The organism is Clostridium sp. (assembly GCF_036569345.1).
Lineage (GTDB): Bacteria > Bacillota > Clostridia > Clostridiales > Clostridiaceae > Clostridium_AD.
Genome location: NZ_DATCQT010000175.1, coordinates 55,392 through 81,845, shown reverse-complemented (window position 1 = coordinate 81,845; position 26,454 = coordinate 55,392). Strand labels below are relative to the sequence as shown.

Sequence of the window (26,454 nt, the reverse complement as noted above, 5' to 3'; positions counted from 1 at the left end):
AATTAGTTATGGAAGTGCTTTGCTAAACAAAATTAAAAATATCATATTTTATGGTTTTTACAGTTATGTGTTTTAACTTTTTCTACTGCATTTAGTATGTTTTCATATCCTGTGCAACGGCAAAGATTACCTGAAAGTCCTTTTTTTATTTCATCCGTGGAATACTTTTTCTCATCTTCAAGAATAGGAATAGATGACATAACAAATCCACATGTACAGAATCCACATTGGACAGCTCCCTCATCAATAAATGCTTCTTGAATATCAGATATATTTCCATCTGCGTCCATTAATCCTTCAGTTGTAAGGATTTCTTTACCTTCTGCCCAAATTGCAAGATAAATACAAGAATCAAAAGCCTCTCCATTAATAAGAACAGTACAAGCTCCACATTCTCCAACCTCACAACCTTTTTTAACACTCATAAGGTGAAGTTGATCTCGAAGAACATCAGTTAGTGAATTTCTATCATCAATCATAAGTTGTGTAGGTTCATCATTTACTATAAAGTTTAAAATAACATTAGCCATTGATTACACCTCCTGAATTTCTTATTGCTTCCTTTAACGATCGTTTACTTAATTCGTTAACAAGGTGAAGACGGAAGTCTTTAGATGCACGCCAAGAGGACCGAGGGTTAACTTCTGATTCTGCTGCATCTCCAAATATATTTAACATTTCGTTTGTTATTTTCATTCCTTTTATAGATTCTTCAGCTTTAGGGCATCTCATAGGAACGGGCCCCGCAACGCCAAATGCAAGATGTACGTCTTCTATAATATCCTTTTCCATATTGAGTTTACAAGTTACGCTACATCCTAATGTAGCAATGTCCATTGCATTACGCATAGCATATTTAATATAGTTTCCAAAAAAGTTTTCATAATTTTCTTTTGTAATATAAATAAATGTAAGTATTTCACCATTTTTTAGGTTAACTTTCCCTGGCCCTGTATAATAGTCCGAAATAGGGATAACTCTTATACCGTTTGGTCCTTCTATTTCTAGAATAGCATTCAGTGCAAATAACGTCGATGCGCTGTCAGCACTAGTAACACCATTTGATATATTTCCTCCAATTGTGCCAATGTTCCTTAATTGTGGACCTCCTATCTCATCAACCGCTTGACCAAGTATTGGAATATATTTTTGAATGATTTTATTTTTTGTAATATGTGAAAAACTTGTAAGTGCACCTATTTTGATGTTTCCATCATCCTCCATAGATACTCCCCTTAGCTCATCTAATCCATAAATACTCACAAGGCTACACCCAGCAAGCTTTCCATGACGAATTTTTATAAGTACATCACTTCCACCTGCAATAATTATGGCACTTGGATCAGCTACAAGATGCTTAATAACATCTTTAACATTAGTTGCACTATATATTTTTTCAATATCATACATTTGTTATGTCGCCTCCTTTTCTTATATCAAATTTTGCTTTTTAAATTTTTCTACAAGTCTTTGTGGCGTTAACGGAAGTACATTGAAACGAATTCCTGTAGCATTTAACACAGCATTTCTTATAGCAGGTGCAACAGGAATTGAAGGTGGTTCTCCTAGTGCCTTATTACCAAAAGGGCCAGTCTCATCGTATGTCTGCGCAAATTGCACTTCCAAATGTGGTGTATCCATAATAGTTGGAAGTTTATAATCAAGCAAATTATCATTAAGCATTTTTCCAGTAACGTCGTCAAACAAAAGTTGCTCAGTTAACGCATACCCAAGTCCCATGCTCATTCCACCATGTACCTGTGCCTCTGCAAGCTGTGGATTAAGAACCTTGCCGCAATCATGAACATTAATAATTTTATTTATTTTAATTTTACCAACTGGAATATCAACTTCAATATCCACAAAACATACTCCAAATGAGAATGTATTTGTTTTACATTGGTTTGTTTCCTCAGCTGTTAAGTGAACTGATTTTTCTACATTGTATAAAACATCCATAGCAACTTCTTTTAGTGTTACTAATATTTCGCCAGTTTCCTTGTTTATAATATTATTATCTTTAAGATCAAGATTAACAATAGTAATATTTAGCATGAAACTCGCATGCTCCAATATTTTTTCTTTAAGCTTCAGAGCAGTTTTTTTAGCTGCCATACCTGACACATAAGATTGCCTTGATGCATAAGCACCTGTATCAAACGGTGTAATATCTGTATCTTGAGTTGATATCATATGAACATTATCAATTGTGATAGTAAGAACCTCTGACACCATTTGTGCAAATATTGTATCTGCCCCTTGGCCTATTTCCGTAGCACCCATTTGAACTTGAACAGATCCATCTTGATTAAGCACAATTCTACAAGATGCTGTTTCTAGTGATATTGGAAAAACTCCAGTTGCATAACTAAATATTGCCATACCAACACCGCGCCGCACTGGTCCAGTTTGATTTTGGTATTCTTTAATTTTATTATCCCAATCAATATATTTTCTACCTTTTTCAATGCATTCATATAGCCCATTACTATTACATACAACTTGATTATCAACAAACCCAATTTTCATAGCATTAAGTTTTCTTATTTCAATTCTATCTAAGCCAAATTCTCTTGCAATATCATCAACATGGGATTCAAGTGCAAAAGAAATTTGTGGTATCCCATATCCACGCATAGCGCCAGATGGTGGCATATTTGTAAACACTGAATACATATCACCTTTAGTTGCAATTTCATCTTGGTATATCTGTTTAAATGCATGACCTGCTTTATTAGTTACACTATGACCATGTGATGCATAAGCGCCCTTATTTCCATAGATCTCTACTTTTCTAGCAACAAAACGTCCATTTGGTCTTATATAACTTTTAATTTTAATTTTCATAGCAGTACGAGTGCGAGTATTAGCAAAATCTTCTTCACGAGAAATATCAAGTTTAACACATCTACCACCTACAACTTGGCATAAATAAGCATTTAGTGGTTCATAAAGGACTTCTTGTTTATTACCAAATCCTCCACCTATATACGGCTTAATAACTCTGATTTTTCCCCACTCAACCCCAAGTGCTTGACCAATTACGCGCCGTACAATATGAGGAATTTGGGTTGATGACACAACAACAATTCTTTTTCCCTCTGCATATGCATAAGAAATAGGATTTTCAATATGGCAATGCTTAACAGGAGAAGTTTCATATTCTCCTTCAAAGACAAGTAGGCCTTGTTCTTTTATAGCATTATCATAATTACCAATTTCAAAACTTGTATGAGCTAGAATATTATCCGGATAATCCGCGTTTATTGCTTTTGCGCCTTCTTTCAAAGCTGCTTCAATAGACAATAACGGTTCATATTCCTCGTATTCAACCTTGATAAGATTCATAGCTTTTATTGCTGTAATACTATCTTTAGCAACGATGGCAGCTATATCATCACCATAATATCTTACTACTTGATTAAGTAACTTCCTGTCGGCTACATCTGCATGACCCGGATCAATTGAATAAGGATGCCCCGCTGTTGGGAATTTAATATCAGGAACATCAAAGCAAGTTATAATTTTTACAACACCCTTAAGTTTCATTGCCTTGGAAATATCAATGTCTTTAACAATTCCACTTGCAATATTACTATGAAGCACTTTAGCAACTAGAGCGTTATTCAACCTAAAATCATCAGTATATTGTGCACGCCCAGTTACTTTATCGAAAGCATCAACCCTTTTAATACTTTTCCCAATACTCATTTTTACCCTCCTTATATGGTGGATTTATCCTTAAAATAGTGGATTTTTCCTTAGTATGTTGGATGTATCATTGCTATATTCAATAACCTCTAATAAACTTCTTTGCCACAACATCACTTTCGTGATAAATCTTTTCTTCATCAATATTTTGGAGGACGCCTTTTGCAACTACAACCCTACCGTTTACAATGGTATAGTCTACGGCACCTTTAAATCCTACTGTGCACAGTAAAGATTTAGGGTCAAGACCTGTACCTACAAGTTCTATCCTGTTTAGATTAATCATAAATAAATCTGCGGCCATTCCAACAGATAATTTTCCAATATCATCTCGTCCAAGAACTTTTGCACCACCTCGGGTGGCAATCTTTAGTAAGTCATATCCTGTAGGTGCATTTTTACCTGAGTTTAATCTGTGCAGTAAAAATGCAACTCTAAGTTCTTCAAGCATATTTGAGCCATCGTTACTTGCACTTCCATCAACCCCAAGTCCAACAGGCACCTTAAGTTTTAACATTTGAGGCACATTTGCAATTCCAGATGATAATTTCATGTTAGATACAGGACAATGTGCTATACTCGTTCCAGTTTTTGCGAGCAATTTCAGCTCATCATCGTTAAAGTGAATGCCATGTGCAAACCACACATCAGAGCCTAACCAACCGAGGCTTTCCATGTACTCAAGAGGACGTTTATTGAATTTCTCAAGTGTGAAATTTTCCTCATCTTTTGTTTCTGCAAGATGTGTGTGAAGCCGTACCCCAAGTTTTCTTGCAAGTTTTGCTGATTCACTCATTAAAGTTCCCGTAACACTAAATGGTGAACAAGGAGCAATTGCAACCTGCCTCATAGAAAAACGGCTTTTGTCATGGAATTTATTCACTAGATACTCGCTATCTTTTAAAATCTCGTCGACGCCTTGAACTACAGAATCTGGTGGAAGCCCCCCATCCTTAATGCTAAGTGACATACTCCCTCTAGACGAATGCATTCTAATACCTAGTTTTTTTGCCGCCTCGAACTGGGTTTCAATTAGATTACTTTGATTTTTTGGAAATACATAATGATGATCAAAACAAGTTGTACAACCTGTTTTTAGAAGTTCCCCCATTCCACAAAGTGAACTATACATAATAACATCGCTATTTAGATTTTTCCAAATCTCATACAAGTATTTTAGCCATGGAAATAACTCCATATTCTGAACTTCCGGAATATTTCTAGTGAAAATCTGATAAAGATGATGATGTGTATTAATAAGCCCTGGATACACTACCATATCAGTTGCATCTATAATCTTTTCAGCTAATCTAACTTCATTTCCAATATATTTAATTTCACCGTCTGTAATATAAATATTTATATTTTCAAATAAATTGTTTTTATCATCACATGTTACAAGGTATTTTATGTTTTTAATAAAAATTGAATTTTTCATAATTATCTCCTAACCTAAATTCTCTAATTATATTTTATACATTAAAACAAAATTAATATATAACTATAAATTTAGTATATCATCAGGTTAATGTAAGTCAATAATCAATTTTGGAAAACATTATTTATTCTGAATGTTTTTTAAAGTGAAATAGTTCTCTTATCAAAATTTAAATTTATCTATCAAATATAAATGAATTTATCACCGCGAAATACTCCCGAACAAAGCAAGTAGGGACAAGCATTGGGTGAAGTGGTGCCGAATAGCCATATGCCTTTAATCCCTGCCTTCTAGCTAAAAATTCAGCTCTTAACATATGAAAATTATTTGTTACAATAGTTACTTCTATATTTCTTTTTTTCTGTAATCCTTGTAAAATTGCTGCCGTGAATTTCATATTTTCTAATGTATTTGTCGACTTTTCTTCCATTATTATCTGATTATTTGATACCCCGTTTTTAATTAAAAACCTTTTCATAGCCTCTGCCTCAGTAATGCTTTCACCAGGGCCACGTCCCCCAGAAACTACAATTTTTACATTAGGATTAATTTTAAGATACCCTAAACTAGTATAAAGCCTTTGAAATAGTGCGACTGACGGAACTTCTCCTCTAATACCAGCCCCTAAAATTACTAGATAATCGCTTTTTTGTGTATGCTTTGATATAGCTGCTTGAATTATTAAAGCTTCGATAAATACAAATGATATTAGAACTATAATAAAACATGTTTTTATTATTGTTCTAATCTTACCTGGTCTTATTAAAATATATTCTTTTTTACTTTTTCGCTTAAATAATCCGAGTGTTATTAATAAAATCCCCAAACCAAGATAAAATTCTGCAAAATTTACTCTCCCGCCAAATATTATTGTTCCTATAAAATAGACTTCACATAATACCCCTAAAACTACGTATAAATTGCCCTTATTTTTCATAATTTCCCCTAACTTCTCTAGGTAGATACAATTCAGTATGTTATTACTATTATCTTTTGTTATCTGCCATTATTTTATGGAGTTTATCTGGATAATTAGTTATAATGCCATCAACTTTCATATCTATATAAAATCTCATCTGCTCCTCATTATCAACAGTAAACACATTTATTTGAATTTTGTGTTTTTTAACCTCTTTTATTATTTCCTCATTCATAACATTAAAATGTGGATGAATTGCATTTGCCCCCACAGTTTTAACATAATTGTAAGGTTTGTAAATTTCTTCTATATATAATATTCCCGTCTTAATTTCTTTAGATATCTTATGGCATTTGACAATAGAATAATGATTAAAACTAGATAAAATCACTTTCTCTTTCATCTTATGTTTATAAATTAAATCAATAAGTTTTTGCTCAATGTCTTCATATATTACTATTCCATTTTTAATTTCAAAGTTAATAATAATGTTTTTATCAATAGTTATATAAATAAGCTCCTCAACAGTTGGAATTCTAATACCTGTAAACTCTTCACCCTTCCATGAACCTGCATCTAACTTATTTAGTTCATTGTAGGTAAAATCCAGAACATTTCCATGTCCATTTGTAGTCCTATCCACCATTTCATCATGAATAAGTACTAATATACCGTCCTTTGTTAACTGAACATCTGTCTCGATTCCTGTAGCTAACATTTCTACATAAACAGCAATGCAACTCTCGCATTATATAATATATAAAATGTAAAAATTTATAATTTAAGAATATCATAATACATTTTAAATAACCATGTATATTCACTCGAAGTATGTAAAAACTAATGTAAATACATATTTAAAGATACAAATATATTAGAGGAGCTATTATGAAAAACCAAAATGATCTATCTGAATATATAACTAAAAAAGCTATAAAAAAAAAGCAGAGAAATATATCCCTACTTATTTTATAATTAAATATTATTTTCATAAAAATATGGATTTGAAATCTCTCTCAAAAATTTCTTTGGCTTTTTTCAAAAACGCCAAATCTCTTTTTTGTATAAATCTTCCTACATAATCATTGGGTTTATCATTTTCAATAGTTGTAATAGCATCTTCAAAGTCCATCCACTTGAGTTTAAAACCAGCGGCTAATTCTTCATTTGTATAAGATGGACTATCTACTATTCCATTAACCTTCGCTAAATAGCAATAAGATATTTGCAACTGATTAAATTTATCTCTATATTCAATAATAGTACCTATTTCTGATATTATATCTATTTTTGCGCCTACTTCTTCCATAACCTCACGATTTAATGCTTCAATAATACTCTCGCCTTTTTCAATTCCACCACCGGGCAATTTATGGTACATATTCTTAGATACAAATGGTAATGCAATTTGATTTAAGCTATTAAACATAACCGCTCTGGACGCCTTTCTTACTTTATAAAACATTTCTGAATCTGATTTTTCATTTCTAACATTTTCTTCATATATTTCAGTAATTAACTCCATAAAATCACTACCTCATTTTTTAAAAACATTGATATCACTTTTTATAAAAGTTTATTATTTTCTAACTTGACCGTTTCCATAAATAAGATATTTTGTAGTAGTAAGTTGCTCAAGTCCCATTGGCCCCCTAGCATGAAGTTTTTGATTGCTTATGCCTATTTCTGCACCAAATCCAAATTCTGCGCCATCTGTAAATCTTGTAGAAGCATTAACATAAACACATGAAGCATCTACTTCCCTTAAAAATTTCTGAGAATTTGTATAATTATTAGTTATTATTGCCTCAGAATGTTTTGTTCCATATTTGAAAATGTGATCAATAGCCTCTTCCATTGAATCAACAACTTTAATTGAAAGTATTAAATCTAAATATTCAGTAGCCCAATCTTCCTCAACCGTTGCTTTTGCTCCTTTTATAATTCCTATCCCTTTTTCACAAATTCTAATTTCCACACCTAATTCATAAAGTTTTTGCGAAAGTTTTGGCAAAAACTCTCTAGCAATATCTTTGTGCACAAGTACTGTTTCAACCGCATTACACACTCCAGGTCTTTGAGTTTTAGCATTAACTATTATTTCCTCTGCCATATTTAAATCAGCCTCTGAATCCACATATATATGACAAATTCCTGATCCTGTTTCAATTACTGGTACAGTAGCATTTGCTATAATAGCTTTTTTTAGTCCCTTGCCACCTCTTGGGATAATTACATCGACATAATCATTAAGTTTTACCAATCTATTTACAAGTTCTCTATCAACCATATCAATAAGCTGAATACAACCTTCTGGAAGTCCTACTTCTATGGCCGCTTTTATTATAACCTTAGCTAAAGCCATATTAGTATTTATAGCTTCTGATCCTCCCCGAAGGATTATTGAATTACCTGCTTTTATACATAAAGCTGCTGAATCAACAGTCACGTTTGGTCTAGACTCATATATCATGCCTATAACTCCAAGTGGAACCCTAACCATTGAAATATCTAAATCATTTGGTCTTTTCCATCTTTTAATTCCGTCTCCTATTGGATCTGGAAGTGTTGCAACATTTCTAAGCCCCTCAGCCATTTTTTCGACTCTCTCCTGATTAATCATTAATCTATCAAGCATTGCATCAGATAAATTATTTTTTTTACCTAATTCCATATCTGTAATATTAGCTTTAATTATAGTGTCTTTATTGTTTATCAATGCTTCTGCCATGTTTAAAAGTGCATCATTTTTCATGTTAGTACTAGTCGTAGTCATAATTCTAGATGCATCTTTAGCACGTCTACCTATATTTATAATATAATTCTCAAAATCCATTATTTCTCCTCCTTTTGATCCTTATAGAGTAGATAATAGTTAATAACTGCTATCTTAGTTTTACGGCATTTAATATCCTATTCAATTTATCATTTATATGTTTTACATTTTTTCAAATAATGTACCTATTTCTATTCCTTCTAAAATATCAGTAATAACATTAGGCGTAGAGCCTTCTGCTATAATCATAGATGCATTTGAAGCTACAACAATTTCTGCTGCCTTAATCTTAGTTGCCATACCACCAGTACCAAGCTCCGTTCCAGCACCTTCAGCAGACTCCCTAATTTTATCAGTTATTTCTGATACATTATATATAATTTTTGCATCAGGATTTATTCTAGGGTTTGAATCATACAATCCATCAATATCAGAAAGTATTATAAGTAAATCAGCACCTATTAAACTTGTAACCATAGCAGATAATGTGTCATTGTCTCCAACCATTATTTCATCCACGATTACAGCATCATTTTCATTTACTACTGGAATGACCCCTTGTGATAATAACATCAAAAATGTATTATGAGCATTTAAATGCCTTGTTTCATCCATAATATCCTCTTTTGTCAAAAGGATTTGTGCTGTAGTTTTTCCATACTCACTGAAAAATTTCTCATACATGTGAATTAAAATGCCTTGCCCAACAGCCGCTGCTGCCTGTTTTCCCGGTATTGTTTCCGGCCTTTTCTTAAGTCCTAATTTTCCCATACCAGCTCCTATAGCTCCTGATGTTACAAGTACTACCTCGATTCCTCTATTGTGAATGTCTGCTAATTGTCTAATAAGATTTTCGATATGTTTAAAATTTAATAATCCTGTAGAGTGAGTTAATGTTGAAGTTCCTACCTTTACCACAACTTTTGTTACATCTTTTAAGTAATCTTTTCTATTTTTCATATAAACGCTCCCCATCTCAGCCTAAAACTTATATTTATTTTACACCATATAAAGATAAATTTCCATTTATATATATTCCGTAACAATTGTAGTTTCTCTTTACTATTTCATATGTTATATTTTAATTAATAACATATATCAATTTATGATTTTGTATATAATAAGTTGTTTTGTTTAAGATAAAGTATGAATGTTAAAATTTTAGGAGGAAATGTATTATGAATGCTATAGATTTAATGGTAGAAGAACATAAACTTATAAAAAGAATGTTAGTTGTGACTAGAAAAATTTCTATTAAAGTGCTTAACAATGAACAAGTTGATTATAATGACTTTAATAAAGTTATCGATTTTGTACGTAATTTTGCAGATAAACACCACCATAGTAAAGAGGAGGTAATTCTCTTTAAAAAAATGGGTGAAGTTTTAGGAGACCGAATAACAAATGGTCCTATTATGGGTATGCTTGTTGAACATGATTTAGGTAGACTTTTTATAAGAAATTTAGAAACCTCTTTAGTTAAATTCAAAGCTGGAGATAGTGATTCTAGAGTAGATATAATTGCAAACGCTATAGCCTACACTGACTTACTCTATAGGCATATTGACAAGGAAGATACAACAATATATACTTTTGCTTTAAGAAAATTAAGTAAAGATCAGTTGGAAGAAATCGATAAAGCTTGCTTTAAGGTAGAAACTGACGCTACAAAAAATAAGCTTCAAGATAAATATGTAGCATTATTAAGTGAATTAGAATCTAAAATTAGTTAACTACATTTCGCAACATAGTGAATTTATGATATAATTAATTTATTGTCATTGGTCATGTTTAAAACTAGGGCTAGTATTTCTACTAGTTATTATTTTGAAAATGCCATAATCAATGACTAAATAAAAAATGTAAAGTGAGAAGATTAAAATGAGAAATGCAAAATTAGAAAGAGCAATAGTTAAAATAGATAATGAAATTGCAGCTATGAACATAGCTAAGAAATACTTATCAAATTCAAAAGAAATTAATGATGTACAACAAACTTTAAATAACAAAAGACAGTTACTAGCAGATGAATTGTATGCTGAAGATAAAAAATGTTATGAGCCCTGTTGTGATGTTATAGAAGAAATGCTAGACAAAAACATAAGTAAAGAAGAGCAATTAGAGTTACTTGAAATGATAAAACAAAATTTTGGAAGACAATCTCCAAATGTCTCTAAAAAAAGTAGTGGACTTAATGCCTGGTTAAAGGAACTTTGTATTGAATATACTTGGGTTAAAAACGAAGAAACTGATTGGGATGAATTAGTTATTACAGGATTTGGGTTATATGAGTAATTTATAATTAAAGTAATAATTTCAATTAACCACCATGTTTAATGTATTAATCATGGTGGTTAATTTATTATAATGGTGTAAATTATTTTGTATAATCTTTTTATTTAACTACTGGAACGTTTTTTGCATCATCCTTCTTCATTTTCTTATTTTTATCACCTTTAGGTTGCACTTGTGGTCTACTCATTCCTTGCTTTGCCATAACTTTCCCTCCCTAAATTTATTTGAATATGCCTTTATATCTTTATTATCTTTTACATATTAATTTGTTTAATACATTTTATTAGACAAATTATTTTAAGTCATTTTTTCTTTTTTTCTCTCTAATTTCATCGTTTATTTTTATTACTTCCTCTTCATTTAGACTTGTTAAGTCATTAATCCCAATTGTTCCCATGCCTCTCTGGAGCATATTTTGTACATTTTCAACTTGTTCTTCATGTTGCCCTTTTGGTAATTTTGTTTTGTTCATAAATATATTCCTCCTCTGAAATTAAAATAAGGTATCGTAATTTTTTATTACAATATCTTATTTTTACCTAGAAGATAACTTTTATTCTAAATTAATAACGTCTTATCTATTTTTTAAAATTTCATCTAATTTCTTTTTAAATGATAAATAGGTTTCTTTTCCCTCTCAAAATTGATATTATTTACGTATACAATAATATAAGGGGTGGAGAAATGAACCTGAAACTTCTTTTTCATAAAAATAAAAAAATAGTACTGAATTTGGATGAAAAACAAAATTTTAATATAGATGTTTTAGTTTTAGAAAATCGTAGTGATTTTATTGAAGCCAACAAAGGGTTTATATATTCAACCACAAGTAAATTATGCAAAAAAACACTAAAATGGGAAAATGATGAAGAACTTAGTATAGCACTTATGGCTTTTAACACAGCATGTGATAAATATGATAAAACCAAAGGAAATTTTTATGGTTTTGGTAAAATTATTATTAAAAATGCCTTGATAGATTTTTTCAGAAAAAATAAAACTACTCCTTATCTAATCTACTCTAACAATGATGAAACAGTGGATTATATAGATGGCAAAAATTCCATTAACAATTATGAAATTCAAATAGAGAATGAATTTAGAGTTGAAGAAATAACCTTATTTTCTGCGGAGTTATTAAAATATAAAATTAATTTTAATACTCTTATTGAGTTATCACCCTCTCACAAGGATACAAGAGATAATTTATTAAATGTTGCATTTTTATGTGCTAAAGAAGAATCAATATTAAATCTTTTGAACACTAAAAGAAGACTACCCGCTAAAGAAATAATAATATTAACTGGCTCAAATAGAAAACTCATAGAAAAATGGCGTATATATATAATTTCTTTAATACTAATACTTACGAATCCAGAATATGTATATTTGAAATCCTATCTTAATATAAAAGAGGGTGAATTAAATGATTAAAACAGGTATTGTAATAAGCATTATGAATAAAAAAGCAGGAATTATGACGTCAGGTGGAGAGTTTGTATATATAAAAGTTAGTAAATCATTGACTAATACACGTAAAATTCGTATTGGAGAAATTCAGACTGGAGAATTATATAAGAAAAACTTATTTGTATATAAATATGCTATAGCAGTTGCATCAATAATGTTTTTATTTCTTTCTAGTGGTTACGCTCATTTCTACTATACTCCAGTTACAACTGTAGTTCTTAGTATTAATCCTTCCGTTTCTCTTGAAGCAAACAGATGGAATAAAATTCTTAGTTCTAAAGCACTAAATTCGGATGGCTCCTTATTACTTAATAATGTTAAGTTAAGGAATAAATCTATAGATTCTGGTCTTGAGATTTTAGTTAAAGAAGCTCAAACTGAGAACTTTATAAATGCTAAATATGTAAATGATAAAAAAATTATTATTATTGATTTTAAAAGTAATAAAGATAGCTCAATAGATATTACTAATTTTAAAAATATTATAGATACTAAAAAGTTAAATATTAAAATTAGTGCTCTTTCTATCAATAATAAAACCATAGATATTACAGTTAATAATAAAAAAATAACTACTTCCACTTTAAATTCTATTAGTCACAAAAAAGAGGTTATTAATAAACAAAAAATTATGAAGAGTACTTCTATGAAGAGTACTTCTCTAAAGAGTACTCCTGTTCAAAAATCTTCAGTAGATATTTATAATAATTTAATTAACGATAGATCTTCTAAAACTAAAGAAGAATATATAAAAAAAAGCAGCCCTATTATAAATAAAGAAAATAAGAAATCTAATAATATTAACAATTCATCAACTAATAAAAAATCTGATGTTTCAAATCAAACTAAAATGAATAGGGAAGATACAAAAACACCTAATGCTGAAGGTAACTTTAAAATGAATTTTAATAAATTTTTCAAAAATTTTAGTAATTAATCTCCTAAAAATAAAAAGCATATATACCATATATTTTGTAGTATTAAACATCTCGCATTTGTAAAAGATAATAACATATTATTAAAAGGGAGGTATTTAATATGCGTGAAGGATTAATTCCAACTTTGTTAGGTACAGTTGTAACTGCTGCTGGTGCTTCATTTTCGAAAAATAACATGAAAAAGAAAAATGTACTTCCAATGATTGAATCAGGTGTTGTGGGATTTGGACTTGCTCACATTATTTTAGGTGCCATTGATCTTGTTGAACATAAAAAATAGTTTTTTCCATAATATCATATTGATATTTTTAAAATTTTTAGCCAAAAAAACTGATTAGAAAGTATACTTTCTAATCAGTTTTTTTGTATAACATATATTATATTTTGTTAAATTTTTATTTGCTCTTTTGAAATTTTATCTACTACTATTGCAATAGCACAATCACCTGTAATATTTGTCGCTGTTCCAAAACTATCTTGAGCAAAGTGAATTGCAATCATAAGTCCAAGTTGAGCTGGATTAAACATCAACATTTTTTCCAGTAACCCAAGTGCTGCCATTACTCCCCCACCTGGTATTCCAGGTGCTGCTACCATTGTTATTCCTAGCATTAATATAAAGGGTCCCATAAGTGAAAAAGTTGGGATAGTTCCTGATAAAATCATTACTCCCATCGATGCAAGAACAAGGGTTATTGTATCTCCTGCTAAATGTATAGTTGCACATAATGGTATTACAAAGTCTGCAATATCTTCAGAAACCCCATTTGTTTTAGCACACTGAAGAGTTACAGGTATAGTTGCTGCCGATGATTGGGTTCCAAGTGCTGTAAAATATGCTGGCATCATGTTTTTAATTGATTTCATAGGACTTTTCCCAGTAATAACCCAAGCAATTGTATATTGAAATAAGATATATATCATTTGAAGTAAAATAAGAAGAACAAATACTATAGCAAAAGCACTAATAGTTTTAAACATTTCCCCTGACGCCGTTAATTTAGAAAATAAACCAGCAATATGAAGTGGTATAAAGGGAATTAAAATTGTCCTAACTACTCCTTGTATTATACTTTGAAAATCCTTTGTAGACTCAAGTAAAGTTTTTCCTTTAATATGGGCCATACCAAGTCCTAATATAAATGCAAGCACTAAAGCTGTCATAACACCCATAACGGCCGGCATGTCTATAATAAAATATGGTGTTACATCTATACCTGATTTTTTAGCTACTTGTCCTAATTTTATAAATTTAGGAAGCACTGAAATTCCTAATACATATGCTACTCCACCCGCTATAATTGTTGATAGATATGCAATTCCTGTAGTTATAGCTAATAATTTACCCGCGCCCTTGCCTAAATCTGCTATGCCTGGCGCCACGAAGGCAATAATAATTAATGGAATAACAAAACTTAAGAAGTTTCCGAAAAGTGATGAAAATGTACTTAATAACCTCACTATTACATAAAATTCTAAAGACCTAGAAATTAAACCTATAATAATACCTAAAATAATACCTAAAATTAACTTCGGCAAAAGACCGATTTTTTTTGACATTTTCGCACCTCTTTCAACTCTTTTTTCTGATATTATAGAATTTTCTCAATATAATTCTTTGTAATTATATTATATTCTGCATTAATATGCAAGAAACTTGTCTAATTTGTATATTACTCCTAAAATGCTCTTTCATACCATTGTACTTTTAAAAAATCTATTTTTGACAATATTTACTAAAATGTGCTATGATATTTTTATTACAAAAATATTAGTATAGCAAAATATTAATTTCAATTATTTTGCTATAAATTACTAAAAATTGAGGAGTTTTTATATGATTTTAATTAAAAATGCAAATATACACAGTATGTCAAAAGAAAATTTCAAAAATGGAATGATCTTAGTTGATCATGGTAAAATTATTGCTATTGGGAATGAGGTTAAAGCACCTCGAAACGCAGAAATCATTGATGCTAAAGGTAAGTTTGTTATTCCAGGAATGATTGATGCTCACTGTCATTTAGGAATGTGGGAAGACGGAATGGGTTTTGAAGGTGCTGATGGCAATGAAGCTGTTGACCCTGTTACTCCACATTTAAGAGCAATTGACGCTATTAACCCAATGGACATGTGCTTTAAGGATGCATTAGATGCTGGAATAACAACCGTTGCAACTGGTCCAGGTAGTGCAAATGTAATTGGTGGACAATTCGCAGTTGTTAAAACCTATGGAAATAGGATTGATGACATGATTGTAAATGAATGCCTTGCTATGAAGGTTGCTTTTGGTGAAAATCCTAAAAGAGTATATCATGATCAGAAAAAATCCCCCAGCACAAGAATGGGCACTGCTGCAATTTTAAGAGAAAATCTTATTAAAGCAAAGATGTATCTAGAAAAACAAAATAATTTTCTAGAACATCCTGATAAAACGCCTGAATTTGATATGAAAATGGAGGCACTTGCTAAGGTTATAAAAAAGGAAATACCATTAAAAGTCCATGCTCATAGAGCTGATGATATCCTTACTGCTCTAAGGATTGCAAAGGAATTTAATATAGATATAACCCTTGATCATTGCACAGAAGGACATTTAATTGTAAATTATTTAAAAGAAGGTATTCAAAAGGGCATAATATTGGGTCCAGCACTATCTACTAGATCAAAAGTGGAACTTAAAAATCTAACTTTTAAAACTCCTGGAATTCTATCCAAAGCAGGTTTGAAAGTAGCCATAATGACAGACCATCCTGTTATTCCCCTACAATATCTTCCAATCTGTGCCGGTATTGCCGCAAGAGAGGGAATGGATGAAATTGAAGCTCTTAAGGCAATAACAATAAATGCTGCAGAAATACTTGGCATCGAGGGCATTGTTGGAAGCTTAGAAATTGGAAAGGATGCCGATATTGTTATATATAGTGGACACCCATTTGATTTAAGAAGCAAAGTAGAATTTGTAATGATTAATGGTATAATTGTAAAAAATGAAACTTAAAGAAAGAAATAAACTATTAAATCTATGTTATAATTAATATAGATTTATTTTTATTAAGTAAAAAAGTAAAGGATGATTTATTATGTTGTCTTTAGGACTTTTAAAAAATTATTGTTTAAGTAAAAAGGGTGTTACAGAATGTTTTCCCTTTGATGATGAAACTTTAGTTTTTAAGGTTAGCTCTAAAATGTTCGCCTTAACAAATATCAATAAACCTGTACTTGAAGTTAACTTGAAATGTGAACCTTTTATGGCAGAGGATTTACGTAGGGACTTTGATGCTATTAAACCCGGATACCATATGAATAAAAAACATTGGAACACCATAATTCTTGACGGTTCAATTTCTGATGATAAAATCTTCTTTCTAATAGATTTGTCTTTTGAACTTGTATATAAAGGATTAAAAAAAAGTGAAAAAGAAGAACTACAAAACTATAAATAACCTTTTCATATATTAACTGTAAATATACATCTAGGTAAGAACTACAGGAGGATTTTTAATGAAAATGATTTTTTTTGACACAGAAACTACTGGCATAAGGCCAGGTAACATATGTCAGTTAAGTTATATACTTGTTGACACAGATTTTAAGCCTACAAAAACGACTGGTAAAAACATCTTTTTTACAGTAGATTATGTAGAACCATCTGCCCAAGATGTACATGGTTTTAGTGTAGATGATTTGTATACATTAAGTGAAGGCAAAACTTTTGAAGATTCATACAATGATTTTATTGAGGATTTTATAACTGCAGATATTCTTATAGGACACAATGTTAATTTTGATATAAAATTTTTAACTCACGAACTTGCAAATTGTGGACATACCCTAACGCCTAAACATACATTTTGCACTATGAAATATTATAAAGATATATGTAAGCTTTACACAACCCGTGGGGGCTATAAAAATCCAAAATTATCAGAGAATATTAAATTTCTAGAATTAGATGAAACTCAAATAAATTTAAAAAGCAATGAATATTTTGGAGATACATCAAATTTCCATGATGCTAGATTTGATACTACTGCAACATATTTGCTAGTTACAGAAGGTATTAAGAAAGGTTTTATCCCTAGACATTATTTTTCCCAGCTTACTAAATAATCTACAAGGAAAAGGATATATCGTTAGAAATGCTTTCACATCGCTAAGTAATTCTAGCAATATATCCTTTTGTTATCATTATATATAAAAAAAATTTTTATTTTTTATAGTCTCATATCAATTTATCATTTGCATTTCGTCAAAGGGTATAATATCGTGTATTGTAAGTTTCCTAGCAACTAATCTTTCGGTTTTAAAAAACATGTTCTCCCCCAATTTGGCTTCCTTTTAATTATACCAATAACTGTAATTTTTCTAATATATCAGGATGCTTTTTTTTCAAATTAATTATCTTAAAATCGTTACTAACGAAGACATGTTTTGTGCTCCCTTTAGTGATTTCTATACCATCTTTTTTTCTAACAACCGAATAATTGAAGGTTACCTTTACTGGTGTTAATTCTTCAATAGATGTTTTTATTATTAATGTTTCCTCATATTCTGCCCCTTGAATATATTTGCAATTACTCTCAATCACTGGTATCATTATCCCGATTTTCTCCATATCAGAATAACTCATGCCAATTTTCTTTATAAATTCTGTTCTGCCCACTTCAAAGTACACTAGATAATTAGCGTGATAAACTCTGGCCATCTTATCCGTCTCACAATAACGAACAACTAGTGTTTTTTCACTTATATACATATTTATAACCTTCTTCCTATAATGTAGCCAGTCATTCTCATTTCGCTGTAAAACTATTTTTACACAAAAATACATGTTTGAGCTTAAGCGAGTTTGTGTTTTTTAGCCGCTGTAAATAAAATAATTTTAGAATTACTTGGCTAAGTGAGCGCATTCCTAGCAATATATACTTTTTGTTATAGCATAATCTTAGAAAAAACACTTAATCTAAAACAGCACATTATTCTCAATTTGTACTCATTTTTAAAAACCTTTAAAATTCGTATATAATACCATCACAAAATATTCTTTTAATAACTCTATTATCTACATAGATTTCAATAGTATCACCTTTTTTTATGTATAATTCCACAGGAAAATCAAGCTCGTGAATAAAATTTCCTGATTTTAATTTTAATTTTGTCCTGTGAATATGGCTTCTCCCCACCAAATCAGCAAGGTCTGCACCTAATAGCAACCCTTGCCCTGACATCATGCTATCAATTTGTATTCTAGGATAATCAGTTATCTTTGCAACCATGGGAATAAGATTTCCTATTTTCTCATTACAAATATAATCTATCTCTTCATCTATAATTATAGAGTCATTTTCAATCACAACATTATTAATGTCAACTAAAAAATATGCATCGATTTGTGCATTTTCCACTTTTTTATACTGAATTTTTTCTCCATAACGTAATATTCTAAGGTATACAAGTTTCAATAATTCTTCATATGTATTATCTTTATATTTATTAAATTCTTTATTTATTATATTATCGATACTTTTGCTTAATCTTAGTTCATTAATTTTTCCTAAGATACTTTTACATCCCAAAAAACTAGCTAACTCAGATTTAATATTATTTATATCAAAGTCTTTTTTCTCTAACTTAATATTTGTACTAGCAACCATGAATACATTTGTATATTGTGGATATGCAGCTTGAATAAATCCTAAATATTTTCTATTGCTATCATATACATTAAACGGCATATTAAGTCACATCCTCTTTAATTTTTTAATTATAGAACTCATATTAATAGTATATTACATCTATATAAATTCATACATTCAAATTTATGTATATTTGTATTATATAATAAGTTTAAAAAAACCTCCACCATTTATAGCAATTTTTCGCACATATATTTTTATGTTGTTAGGGTTATATTAATATTATACAACAACATAAAAGGAGGAATATTTATGCACAATAATAAAAGTCACATGAAAACCGAAAAAAAATCTAATGCTGAACTTAGAAAAATGTTTCCTCAAAGTGGTGGTGATATAGGAATTGAAAACGGTTCAAGAATAGATGCAAATAATGACAAACTCACTAAACGTTCTAAATTATCTCATAACAAATAATTAAAACTTAATATGTCCTAAAAAACTCCAGAATCTTCTGGAGTTTTTTACAATAAAAATATAAATGCATAAAAAGAAAATTTTTATTAAAAATAGTTCACTTTCGACCTTTGTCTTTTATAAATATCAATATAGCAATAATAGATATGTATGTTATATTAAACAATGTTACCTTCGGAATAATATAGCCGAGAAAAGCCCGTCTGTGCATTTCACTTCCAACTTTTAAGCACAAGTAAATTATAATAGGAACTGTAAAGCAATAAACCTTCTTTTCATCTTTTACTTTTAGTATATAACTTAAAATATATGTAACTGAATACTGATAATTTGATAACGTCCTAAATATAGTTACGCTCCATAAAAATAAAAATATGTAACGAAAGCTATTTAGTACCGGTAAATTTACTCCTTCTGTTACTAGTAAAACTGGCCATAATGCTTTAGAAGTAACCTTATATCCTAAGGAATAGATACATATAAAAGTTGTCAAAATATAAAGTGACATAATTAAAAAACTAGATTTCAACACTACTGCTTTAATTTTATCTTTGTTTCTCATAAAAGGATAAATTAAAAATATTCCCTCTAGTCCACCATAAGCATAAGCGGATTCAAGGCTTGACTTTAAAATATTTTTATACCCAGTTCCAAAAACAGGAAGCAAATTCAGGTAGTTACCACTTTGCAAGGATGTTAGTAAGGTTAATATCGATATCACCACAGCATAAAGACCAATTATATTTATTCTTGCCAATACTTTTATCTCTTTAAGAGCTAAATAAGTAGCTACTAATATAGCAGGAATGAAAAGCTTTATTGGTGTTAAAAAAGCTGTTGCATGGCATATAAAAACATTACTCATTCCAGATGCAACCCCTATCAAATATACACCAAACTGAGCCATAAATAAAATATTGCATATGGTACCAAGAATGACTCCTAAATATTTCTTACTTAAAACTAATATATCCTCATTTGGATGTTTTTTTACATAATAAATAGATAAGAAAGCCAGAAATAGAGGATATATTCCACCAATAACAACCGATAGCCATCCATCCTGTTTAGCATCCTTTACTACTCCATTGGGTAATGATAAAAGACCTACGCTGGTTACAAACCCAACTACCATTGCTATGCATTCGCTTTCTTCCAACAAATTTATTTTTGCTTTATCCATCTTATTTACTCTCCATGTACTTTTAGTACTGCCCTGTTCCCATCTTATCAATTTTCACCACTACATTAACTTTAATATCTGCATTACTTACCTGTTCATTCCAATCTACTCCGGTTTCTCTACCATATTTGGCCGCAGCATACATCCCTAAATTTAAGCAATCTATTTTATAACTATTTTTCATTTCTTCCAAAAAATCATAACACATTTTTTCTATTTTTTTTGACATGAGTTCTTCAAATTCTTTTTCACTATCTTTTTTAATAGCTTTATATAATGTGTTCTCTATGATGTCTCCCTTAAAATCTAACTCAATGATGAATTCATATTTGCCTTCTCTCTTATTACATTTTACCTTCCTTTTAACCATTGCATCATAACTTATATACTTACCTGGACCTTCCTGCAAACTTAATATTCCTTTACCTTTTTTCTCCCTAAGCATATTCATAATTTTGCCTTCCTTTATAGGTAGTACATAAGCCATTTTATCCCCTTTAAATAAGGCCATGCCTGTAAGCGCAATATTTTTTCCCTTTATTTCTAGGTAGGGAAGTACTAAGTTTTTACCTTCTGAATCCAATGTTACATATATATTCAATAAATTATAATCCGAAGATAAAAAATTATAGTTTGTGGCATGTCTAACCATACCTTCCATAAAATCAGCAGAACTAGGATACCCTTCTACCCTAAAATTTAATATTTCTTCTGCCTTCCCTTTGCATACTGAAAAAATATTTCTATCATTAATATTCGCATTAAAAAATAGAATATTCACAATATTTAATATTCCATAGGATGCCTGTTCTTCACCTATTATAGCTATTTTTTCAGTTCCAATTTTAAGAGGTTTACTGGACTTTAATTGTCTACCTTCCCTTGTTTCTCCAATACTTTTTGCCTTTGTTTTTAAGACACTACTGCCTTGTTCACTAGTTTTAGCTGCATTTTTAGTAGTTCTGCTTGTGCCCCCTTTTCCCTTGCTTTTAAAATCATATATAGTAAAAGGAACGCTATATTGCACATTACCATTTAACTCTCTGTTAATATCATACCCAATGCCTGTGATTATATTTAATTCCTCCATAGGGCTTACTTGCAATTTTTCAACATAAAGGGAAACTATAAACGCCACTAAAAACATAATTATTATTTTTTTCTTTTTCAAGAGGTGTCACCTTCTTATCTAATACTGTCCTCTTCCTACTTTATCAACATGTACTTTTACATTTACCTTAATTTCAGAGTTAGAAACAACCTTATCCCAATCTACTCCTGTGTCTCTTCCATATTTTGCGGCAGCCACCCATCCTAGCTGTAGACAATCCACTTTATACTCATTCTTCATCTTATCCAAAAATCCATTACACATTTCTTTCACTTGTTTTGCCATGTCATCTTCAAATTTTTTTGTTTCCTCTTTATTTCCTGCCATATCTTTATATAATTCATTGCTAATAATTTCTCCTTTCAAATTTAAATCAATAATAAAAGTATATTTACCTCCTGTTTTTGTACATGTAATTTTTCTTTTAGATTCCGCTTCATAATTTACATATTCTTTTGAATCCTTTTGTATGGTTAATATGCCCTTTACCTTGGTTTCCCGTAGCATATTCATTATTTTTGTATCCTTCATACCCAAAATAGTAGCTAACTTATCCTTTTTAAAAACTACCATTCCTGCCATTTTGATTCCATCTTCACTTATTTCAATATAGGGACTAATTATATTTTTCCCCTCTGCATCCATTGATAATACTGCATTTTGAAGCATGTAGTTTTTCTTGAAAAAATTATAGTTTACTGAACTTTTAATCATATCGCTAATAAAATCTGCGGGATTATCATATCCAGGAATATCAAGGTTAAAATATCCTTCACTCCTACCTTTACATACCACTAAAAATAAACTATTACTAACCGCAGCATTCTTAAAATTAACATCTATAAGAGGCCTTATCCCATACCTAGCATATTCTTCTTCTATTAAATAAACTTTTGCAAGACCAAAAAAAAGTTGCTTCGCTATTCTATTTTGCCTATTTTCTCTAGTTTTGCCAATGGTACTTCCTACTCCAGTACTTATTACACGTTCAACGCTCCCGTCTTGTTTATATGAGTTCGATATGGCAGGGATTCTAAACTTTATATCCCCTTCTCCATATTTATTTATCCCTACTCCTGCTCCCACATAAATATCCAACTCCTCCACAGTGTTTAACTTCATTTTTTCACCACCAAAAAACACGAAAAAGAAAGTACTGCATAAGAAAACAATAAATAGTTTATTCATATATTTTTTCATTTTACACCTCCTTTTTTTATCCATACTAAACTGGCCATGAGGGTTAAATATATTAAATTGTATATAACGCTGATTGGAAGGGTATATTTTATAATTTCCTCCATTGCTAACTTATCTCCATAATAGGTCTTTGTAGTGATAATAACCACAACAGCCATAACTACATATATTACTTTTTTATGTTTTATTTTTTTAATATCCTCTAAGAAAAACATACACACATAATTAAAAATAGCCACAGATTTAATTGCTATAATTATCCAGAAAAATACGAAAATATATCTGAAATTATTTACTATATCAACCTGTACTGCTTCTGTCACTGTAAAAAAACTATATATTGTTTTAGGAATATTATCTTTTCCCATATAATATATGGTTATAAACGTAATCCAGGTATATATAATAGCAGTAAATCCTACTGCCTTTAAAGCGGAGCTCTTTATTTTGCTACTATCATTTATAAAGGGATAAATTAAAAATATAAGTTCCATTAATGAGTAATCATAAGCAGAGTACACGGTTCCTTTTAAAATGTTTACAATCCCTGTTCCAAATACAGGACTTATATTTAAATAGCTTCCTTGTTTTAAAATAGAAATGGTAGGGATCATGATTGCGATCACCATCCAAAAGGCGATAGAACATATTCTTCCCATCACTTTAATTCCGCGGCTTGCAGCGTATACCCCTACAAAAAATAAAGCTAAGTAAATTTTATAGGGGGTTAAGATAGGTAATGCTTCCGTTCTTACAATTATCCCAATTGTTGAAATCAAGGGTGGAAAAAAGCTAAAAAAACTTAGTAAAAAAAGAAAATTTAATATGCTCCCAAGGGTCTTGCCCAGGTATCTTTTACTAAGCACTAAAATATTATCTTTAGGAAATTTCCCACTTACATATATAGCTAAGAGAGCTACATATAAAGGATATAGAGCCCCTATTATTACAGAAATCCACTCATCCTGTTTTGCAATAGCTATTCCACCATTAGGTAAACTTGTCGCCATTACATCAAACATAATCCCTATTAATAAAAAAGTAACTTCATTTGGAGTTAGTAGATTTTTCTTTTCTATTTGCATCCTTAATAATCTCCTCTACCCTGTGAATCCACCTTAACAACTACATTTACTTTAATGTCAGCACTGGAAACCACTTCATTCCAATCAATTATTTTCTGCCTTCCATACTTGGCAGCAGCTTCTCTGCCAAGTGAAATACAATCTACCTTATAATCACTTTTCATTATTTTTATAAAATCATCACATTGATTTTCTATACTTTTTGCAATATCTTTTTCAAATTCTTTTTTTTTCTTTATATCCTTTAGCATATTAGCATACATTTCATTATTTATAACTGTACCTGTGAGTTTTAAATCAATATTGAAACTATATTTATCCCCTTGCTTATAACATTTCACCTTTCTTTTACCAATTTTTGCTTCAAAATCAATATACTCTTTAGGACTCTTTTGTAAAGATATTACCCCTTTTACATTATCGTTCTTTAATAAATTAAGGATTTTACTGTTTTTTGTGTCTGCCACTGCTATCATTTTATCCTCTTTAAAAATAGCCATACCAATGATTTCTATCCCTTCTTCTGTTATGTCTATATATGGAATCACCAGGCACCTACCCTCTGCTCCAATCCTCACATATGCATCTATTAGCTTTTCGTCGTCAGAAAAAAAATTGTAATTAACAGAAGATTCTATAAGCCCCCCTAAATACTCTGAAGAGTTGCTATATCCCTTTACCTTGTAATTTAGGTAATCCTCTGCTTTTCCTTTACATACTGCCATATAGGCCATATCGTTTGTTTCTGGATTTCTAAATCTTTCCTCTATCAAAGTTTTTAAACCATACCGGGCATAATCCTCGCTAATCAAAACTACCTTTTCCTGTCCCTGGACAAACTTTTTATCCATTTTTTCTTGTCTTTTCTGAATTACTTCTCCTAAATTTTGCCCTTGCTCTTTAAACAACAAGTTAACTTGCATGCCACTGGATTTGTAAACATTTGTACTAATTGGTACACTATATTCAATGACATTTTCACCTTTTATCTCTATTTCATAACCAATGCCAGTAATAATCGCTAACCCTTCGATAGGAATCCGTTCTTGCCCAAGCGCAATAAATACACTAATAAAAATACCAATGATTATGATGAAGTATTTTTTCTTGTTCAAGCTTTACCTCCTCCCTTAAAAGATATAAATAATGCAATCGCCGTCATATACAATAAATTAAATATGCTATACCAGGGTATAACATTATCGCTAATGTTTTGCCTACTTATTTCATTCCCAAACTTAAGAGCTAAATATACAAGTAGTGGATACATAAAAAAGTAAATCTTTTTAATCTCTATTTTATGTGCAAACTGTTTTAAAATATATATACTTGCATAACAGTTAATGCTGATACTTTTATATGCAATTAAACTCCACAAAAATATAAAAATAAATCTATAATTATTGACTACTGTTATGGTCAGACTTCCTGTCACCAATAAAAAAGACCAATTATTTTTGTTCACAATATCCGGTCCTAAATAAAATGTAGTTACAAAAACACACCATACATACATAACTATAACCAGAGTTACACTTATAAGTGAAGAGATCAGCATCTTATTTTTCTCTTTTAGAAAGGGATAGATCAGTAAGATTATTTCCGCTCCTGAATAAGCGAAAACAGATTTCAAAGTCCCTTTTGCTATTGAACTAAAACCAGAGCCAAATACAGGAGAAATATTTGTCATATTAGCATACCGTAGCGCTACTATAGGTGACAAAATGAGAATAATTGTAAGATAAAAGGAAATTTCACTAATTATTCCTATTACTTTCAAACCTCTAGAAGTCGCATAAATAATGCAGATAAATAGGATACCTATGATCTTAATGGGGGTTAAAAATCCCACCATATAAGTTCGTACTAAATTGGAATAATAACTAGCTATCATTGATGCAACAAAAATAAAATAAGTTGCAAAAATTAAATTGAAGGTACTTCCGAAAAATCTACCAAAATACTTTTTACTTAAAATTAGTATGCTAACATTAGGAAATTTTTTGCCTATATAGCTGGCTATCATTACAACATACAAAGGGTATATCCCCCCAATTAAAGTGGAAATCCATCCATCCTGATGAGCGGTTTTTACTACACCATTTGGAAGCGATAGAATACCAACTCCAACAATTGCACCGAAGATAATAAGGGCAAACTGACTTACCGTTAAGTAACTTTGTTTTTTATTAGAGCTTCCTTCCATTTTATT

At 30.3% G+C, this 26,454-nt stretch carries 28 protein-coding genes; 9 read left to right on the top strand and 19 right to left on the bottom strand.

Going from position 1 to position 26,454, the window contains the following annotated elements; genetic code table 11:
• Nucleotides 1-41: 41 nt before the first annotated feature.
• The 9 genes from xdhC to proB all read right to left on the bottom strand — a co-directional run bounded on the left by xdhC (nucleotide 42) and on the right by proB (nucleotide 9,804).
• Nucleotides 42-530 (bottom strand): xanthine dehydrogenase subunit XdhC, encoded by a 489-nt coding sequence (xdhC, locus tag VIM70_RS18060; RefSeq protein ID WP_331947177.1) that lies wholly within the window; start codon nucleotides 528-530, stop codon nucleotides 42-44.
• On the bottom strand, nucleotides 523-1,410 hold the full coding sequence (gene xdhB, locus VIM70_RS18055) for a xanthine dehydrogenase subunit XdhB (protein ID WP_331947176.1): 888 nt from the start codon (nucleotides 1,408-1,410) through the stop codon (nucleotides 523-525). Before xdhB ends, xdhC begins: the two co-directional genes overlap by 8 nt.
• Before the next feature lie 21 nt (nucleotides 1,411-1,431).
• Nucleotides 1,432-3,711 carry a xanthine dehydrogenase subunit XdhA gene (gene xdhA, locus VIM70_RS18050; RefSeq protein WP_331947175.1) on the bottom strand — a complete coding sequence of 760 codons (2,280 nt, stop codon included), beginning with the start codon at nucleotides 3,709-3,711 and terminating at the stop codon, nucleotides 1,432-1,434.
• 79 nt (nucleotides 3,712-3,790) lie between these two features.
• Nucleotides 3,791-5,149: an 8-oxoguanine deaminase gene (locus VIM70_RS18045; RefSeq protein ID WP_331947174.1), complete on the bottom strand. Its 1,359-nt coding sequence runs from the start codon at nucleotides 5,147-5,149 to the stop codon at nucleotides 3,791-3,793.
• A 175-nt stretch (nucleotides 5,150-5,324) separates the two neighbouring features.
• Nucleotides 5,325-6,086, bottom strand: coding sequence for a YdcF family protein (locus tag VIM70_RS18040; protein WP_331947173.1), 762 nt, complete (start codon nucleotides 6,084-6,086; stop codon nucleotides 5,325-5,327).
• 49 nt (nucleotides 6,087-6,135) lie between these two features.
• The gene (locus VIM70_RS18035) at nucleotides 6,136-6,786 is read right to left on the bottom strand and encodes a glycerophosphodiester phosphodiesterase family protein (protein ID WP_331947172.1); all 651 of its coding nucleotides are present in this window, start codon (nucleotides 6,784-6,786) and stop codon (nucleotides 6,136-6,138) included.
• 270 nt (nucleotides 6,787-7,056) lie between these two features.
• Nucleotides 7,057-7,593: an NUDIX domain-containing protein gene (locus tag VIM70_RS18030; protein WP_331947171.1), complete on the bottom strand. Its 537-nt coding sequence runs from the start codon at nucleotides 7,591-7,593 to the stop codon at nucleotides 7,057-7,059.
• 54 nt (nucleotides 7,594-7,647) lie between these two features.
• A complete protein-coding gene (locus VIM70_RS18025; RefSeq protein ID WP_331947170.1) occupies nucleotides 7,648-8,904 on the bottom strand; it encodes a glutamate-5-semialdehyde dehydrogenase in 1,257 nt (418 codons plus the stop codon).
• Between the two features lie 102 nt (nucleotides 8,905-9,006).
• Nucleotides 9,007-9,804, bottom strand: coding sequence for a glutamate 5-kinase (gene proB / locus VIM70_RS18020; protein ID WP_331947169.1), 798 nt, complete (start codon nucleotides 9,802-9,804; stop codon nucleotides 9,007-9,009).
• 218 nt (nucleotides 9,805-10,022) lie between these two features.
• Here proB and VIM70_RS18015 point away from each other — a divergent pair, with 218 nt between their 5' ends.
• Nucleotides 10,023-10,577 carry a hemerythrin domain-containing protein gene (locus VIM70_RS18015; protein WP_331947168.1) on the top strand — a complete coding sequence of 185 codons (555 nt, stop codon included), beginning with the start codon at nucleotides 10,023-10,025 and terminating at the stop codon, nucleotides 10,575-10,577.
• A 148-nt stretch (nucleotides 10,578-10,725) separates the two neighbouring features.
• Nucleotides 10,726-11,139, top strand: coding sequence for a hypothetical protein (locus tag VIM70_RS18010; protein ID WP_331947167.1), 414 nt, complete (start codon nucleotides 10,726-10,728; stop codon nucleotides 11,137-11,139).
• A gap of 292 nt (nucleotides 11,140-11,431) precedes the next feature.
• Here the strand turns inward: VIM70_RS18010 and VIM70_RS18005 are convergent, their stop codons facing one another.
• The gene (locus VIM70_RS18005; protein ID WP_331947166.1) at nucleotides 11,432-11,611 is read right to left on the bottom strand and encodes a hypothetical protein; all 180 of its coding nucleotides are present in this window, start codon (nucleotides 11,609-11,611) and stop codon (nucleotides 11,432-11,434) included.
• Nucleotides 11,612-11,823: 212 nt separating this feature from the next.
• On the opposite strand from VIM70_RS18005, the gene VIM70_RS18000 reads away from it, so the two are divergent.
• The 3 genes from VIM70_RS18000 (at nucleotide 11,824) to VIM70_RS17990 (ending at nucleotide 13,827) form a co-directional block, all read left to right on the top strand.
• Nucleotides 11,824-12,573 carry a sigma factor gene (locus tag VIM70_RS18000; RefSeq protein WP_331947165.1) on the top strand — a complete coding sequence of 250 codons (750 nt, stop codon included), beginning with the start codon at nucleotides 11,824-11,826 and terminating at the stop codon, nucleotides 12,571-12,573.
• Nucleotides 12,566-13,546, top strand: coding sequence for an anti-sigma-I factor RsgI family protein (locus tag VIM70_RS17995; protein WP_331947164.1), 981 nt, complete (start codon nucleotides 12,566-12,568; stop codon nucleotides 13,544-13,546). The genes VIM70_RS18000 and VIM70_RS17995 overlap by 8 nt, the downstream gene beginning before the upstream one ends.
• A gap of 101 nt (nucleotides 13,547-13,647) precedes the next feature.
• On the top strand, nucleotides 13,648-13,827 hold the full coding sequence (locus VIM70_RS17990) for an asparagine synthase (protein ID WP_331947163.1): 180 nt from the start codon (nucleotides 13,648-13,650) through the stop codon (nucleotides 13,825-13,827).
• Nucleotides 13,828-13,934: 107 nt separating this feature from the next.
• Here VIM70_RS17990 and VIM70_RS17985 read toward each other — a convergent pair whose 3' ends face one another.
• The gene (locus tag VIM70_RS17985; RefSeq protein ID WP_331947162.1) at nucleotides 13,935-15,107 is read right to left on the bottom strand and encodes a dicarboxylate/amino acid:cation symporter; all 1,173 of its coding nucleotides are present in this window, start codon (nucleotides 15,105-15,107) and stop codon (nucleotides 13,935-13,937) included.
• 277 nt (nucleotides 15,108-15,384) lie between these two features.
• Here VIM70_RS17985 and VIM70_RS17980 point away from each other — a divergent pair, with 277 nt between their 5' ends.
• From VIM70_RS17980 to VIM70_RS17970, 3 genes are all read left to right on the top strand, one after another.
• Nucleotides 15,385-16,548, top strand: coding sequence for an amidohydrolase (locus tag VIM70_RS17980; RefSeq protein ID WP_331947161.1), 1,164 nt, complete (start codon nucleotides 15,385-15,387; stop codon nucleotides 16,546-16,548).
• Between the two features lie 82 nt (nucleotides 16,549-16,630).
• Nucleotides 16,631-16,993, top strand: a complete 363-nt coding sequence (locus VIM70_RS17975) for an MmcQ/YjbR family DNA-binding protein (RefSeq protein WP_331947160.1) — start codon at nucleotides 16,631-16,633, stop codon at nucleotides 16,991-16,993.
• A gap of 58 nt (nucleotides 16,994-17,051) precedes the next feature.
• Entirely contained in the window at nucleotides 17,052-17,660 is a 609-nt protein-coding gene (locus tag VIM70_RS17970) for a 3'-5' exonuclease (protein ID WP_331947159.1), read from the top strand.
• A gap of 232 nt (nucleotides 17,661-17,892) precedes the next feature.
• Here VIM70_RS17970 and VIM70_RS17965 read toward each other — a convergent pair whose 3' ends face one another.
• Together VIM70_RS17965 and VIM70_RS17960 are read right to left on the bottom strand one after the other, a co-directional pair.
• Nucleotides 17,893-18,306: a thioesterase family protein gene (locus tag VIM70_RS17965; protein ID WP_331947158.1), complete on the bottom strand. Its 414-nt coding sequence runs from the start codon at nucleotides 18,304-18,306 to the stop codon at nucleotides 17,893-17,895.
• A 253-nt stretch (nucleotides 18,307-18,559) separates the two neighbouring features.
• The gene (locus VIM70_RS17960; RefSeq protein ID WP_331947156.1) at nucleotides 18,560-19,285 is read right to left on the bottom strand and encodes a hypothetical protein; all 726 of its coding nucleotides are present in this window, start codon (nucleotides 19,283-19,285) and stop codon (nucleotides 18,560-18,562) included.
• A gap of 213 nt (nucleotides 19,286-19,498) precedes the next feature.
• Here VIM70_RS17960 and VIM70_RS17955 point away from each other — a divergent pair, with 213 nt between their 5' ends.
• Nucleotides 19,499-19,663 carry a hypothetical protein gene (locus VIM70_RS17955; RefSeq protein ID WP_331947155.1) on the top strand — a complete coding sequence of 55 codons (165 nt, stop codon included), beginning with the start codon at nucleotides 19,499-19,501 and terminating at the stop codon, nucleotides 19,661-19,663.
• A 97-nt stretch (nucleotides 19,664-19,760) separates the two neighbouring features.
• Here the strand turns inward: VIM70_RS17955 and VIM70_RS17950 are convergent, their stop codons facing one another.
• The 6 genes from VIM70_RS17950 to VIM70_RS17925 are packed head-to-tail and all read right to left on the bottom strand — an operon-like array spanning nucleotide 19,761 to nucleotide 26,448.
• Nucleotides 19,761-20,846 carry an endospore germination permease gene (locus tag VIM70_RS17950; protein WP_331947154.1) on the bottom strand — a complete coding sequence of 362 codons (1,086 nt, stop codon included), beginning with the start codon at nucleotides 20,844-20,846 and terminating at the stop codon, nucleotides 19,761-19,763.
• A 22-nt stretch (nucleotides 20,847-20,868) separates the two neighbouring features.
• The gene (locus VIM70_RS17945; protein ID WP_331947152.1) at nucleotides 20,869-22,017 is read right to left on the bottom strand and encodes a Ger(x)C family spore germination protein; all 1,149 of its coding nucleotides are present in this window, start codon (nucleotides 22,015-22,017) and stop codon (nucleotides 20,869-20,871) included.
• A gap of 18 nt (nucleotides 22,018-22,035) precedes the next feature.
• Entirely contained in the window at nucleotides 22,036-23,157 is a 1,122-nt protein-coding gene (locus VIM70_RS17940; protein WP_331947151.1) for a Ger(x)C family spore germination protein, read from the bottom strand.
• Nucleotides 23,154-24,242, bottom strand: a complete 1,089-nt coding sequence (locus tag VIM70_RS17935) for an endospore germination permease (protein ID WP_331947150.1) — start codon at nucleotides 24,240-24,242, stop codon at nucleotides 23,154-23,156. Before VIM70_RS17935 ends, VIM70_RS17940 begins: the two co-directional genes overlap by 4 nt.
• 2 nt (nucleotides 24,243-24,244) lie before the next feature.
• Nucleotides 24,245-25,357, bottom strand: a complete 1,113-nt coding sequence (locus tag VIM70_RS17930; RefSeq protein WP_331947149.1) for a Ger(x)C family spore germination protein — start codon at nucleotides 25,355-25,357, stop codon at nucleotides 24,245-24,247.
• Complete coding sequence (locus tag VIM70_RS17925; protein WP_331947148.1) at nucleotides 25,354-26,448, bottom strand: endospore germination permease; 1,095 nt, start codon at nucleotides 26,446-26,448, stop codon at nucleotides 25,354-25,356. The genes VIM70_RS17930 and VIM70_RS17925 overlap by 4 nt, the downstream gene beginning before the upstream one ends.
• Between the last annotated feature and the right edge of the window lie 6 nt (nucleotides 26,449-26,454).

Excerpts from the sequence above, each read along its gene's own strand:
- xdhC (WP_331947177.1), bottom strand. The coding sequence starts at position 530 with ATGGCTAATGTTATTTTAAACTTTATAGTAAATGATGAACCTACACAA.
- xdhB (WP_331947176.1), bottom strand. The coding sequence starts at position 1,410 with ATGTATGATATTGAAAAAATATATAGTGCAACTAATGTTAAAGATGTT.
- xdhA (WP_331947175.1), bottom strand. The coding sequence starts at position 3,711 with ATGAGTATTGGGAAAAGTATTAAAAGGGTTGATGCTTTCGATAAAGTA.
- VIM70_RS18045 (WP_331947174.1), bottom strand. The coding sequence starts at position 5,149 with ATGAAAAATTCAATTTTTATTAAAAACATAAAATACCTTGTAACATGT.
- VIM70_RS18040 (WP_331947173.1), bottom strand. The coding sequence starts at position 6,086 with ATGAAAAATAAGGGCAATTTATACGTAGTTTTAGGGGTATTATGTGAA.
- VIM70_RS18035 (WP_331947172.1), bottom strand. The coding sequence starts at position 6,786 with ATGTTAGCTACAGGAATCGAGACAGATGTTCAGTTAACAAAGGACGGT.
- VIM70_RS18030 (WP_331947171.1), bottom strand. The coding sequence starts at position 7,593 with ATGGAGTTAATTACTGAAATATATGAAGAAAATGTTAGAAATGAAAAA.
- VIM70_RS18025 (WP_331947170.1), bottom strand. The coding sequence starts at position 8,904 with ATGGATTTTGAGAATTATATTATAAATATAGGTAGACGTGCTAAAGAT.
- proB (WP_331947169.1), bottom strand. The coding sequence starts at position 9,804 with ATGAAAAATAGAAAAGATTACTTAAAAGATGTAACAAAAGTTGTGGTA.
- VIM70_RS18015 (WP_331947168.1), top strand. The coding sequence starts at position 10,023 with ATGAATGCTATAGATTTAATGGTAGAAGAACATAAACTTATAAAAAGA.
- VIM70_RS18010 (WP_331947167.1), top strand. The coding sequence starts at position 10,726 with ATGAGAAATGCAAAATTAGAAAGAGCAATAGTTAAAATAGATAATGAA.
- VIM70_RS18005 (WP_331947166.1), bottom strand. The coding sequence starts at position 11,611 with ATGAACAAAACAAAATTACCAAAAGGGCAACATGAAGAACAAGTTGAA.
- VIM70_RS18000 (WP_331947165.1), top strand. The coding sequence starts at position 11,824 with ATGAACCTGAAACTTCTTTTTCATAAAAATAAAAAAATAGTACTGAAT.
- VIM70_RS17995 (WP_331947164.1), top strand. The coding sequence starts at position 12,566 with ATGATTAAAACAGGTATTGTAATAAGCATTATGAATAAAAAAGCAGGA.
- VIM70_RS17990 (WP_331947163.1), top strand. The coding sequence starts at position 13,648 with ATGCGTGAAGGATTAATTCCAACTTTGTTAGGTACAGTTGTAACTGCT.
- VIM70_RS17985 (WP_331947162.1), bottom strand. The coding sequence starts at position 15,107 with ATGTCAAAAAAAATCGGTCTTTTGCCGAAGTTAATTTTAGGTATTATT.
- VIM70_RS17980 (WP_331947161.1), top strand. The coding sequence starts at position 15,385 with ATGATTTTAATTAAAAATGCAAATATACACAGTATGTCAAAAGAAAAT.
- VIM70_RS17975 (WP_331947160.1), top strand. The coding sequence starts at position 16,631 with ATGTTGTCTTTAGGACTTTTAAAAAATTATTGTTTAAGTAAAAAGGGT.
- VIM70_RS17970 (WP_331947159.1), top strand. The coding sequence starts at position 17,052 with ATGAAAATGATTTTTTTTGACACAGAAACTACTGGCATAAGGCCAGGT.
- VIM70_RS17965 (WP_331947158.1), bottom strand. The coding sequence starts at position 18,306 with ATGTATATAAGTGAAAAAACACTAGTTGTTCGTTATTGTGAGACGGAT.
- VIM70_RS17960 (WP_331947156.1), bottom strand. The coding sequence starts at position 19,285 with ATGCCGTTTAATGTATATGATAGCAATAGAAAATATTTAGGATTTATT.
- VIM70_RS17955 (WP_331947155.1), top strand. The coding sequence starts at position 19,499 with ATGCACAATAATAAAAGTCACATGAAAACCGAAAAAAAATCTAATGCT.
- VIM70_RS17950 (WP_331947154.1), bottom strand. The coding sequence starts at position 20,846 with ATGGATAAAGCAAAAATAAATTTGTTGGAAGAAAGCGAATGCATAGCA.
- VIM70_RS17940 (WP_331947151.1), bottom strand. The coding sequence starts at position 23,157 with ATGAAAAAATATATGAATAAACTATTTATTGTTTTCTTATGCAGTACT.
- VIM70_RS17935 (WP_331947150.1), bottom strand. The coding sequence starts at position 24,242 with ATGCAAATAGAAAAGAAAAATCTACTAACTCCAAATGAAGTTACTTTT.
- VIM70_RS17925 (WP_331947148.1), bottom strand. The coding sequence starts at position 26,448 with ATGGAAGGAAGCTCTAATAAAAAACAAAGTTACTTAACGGTAAGTCAG.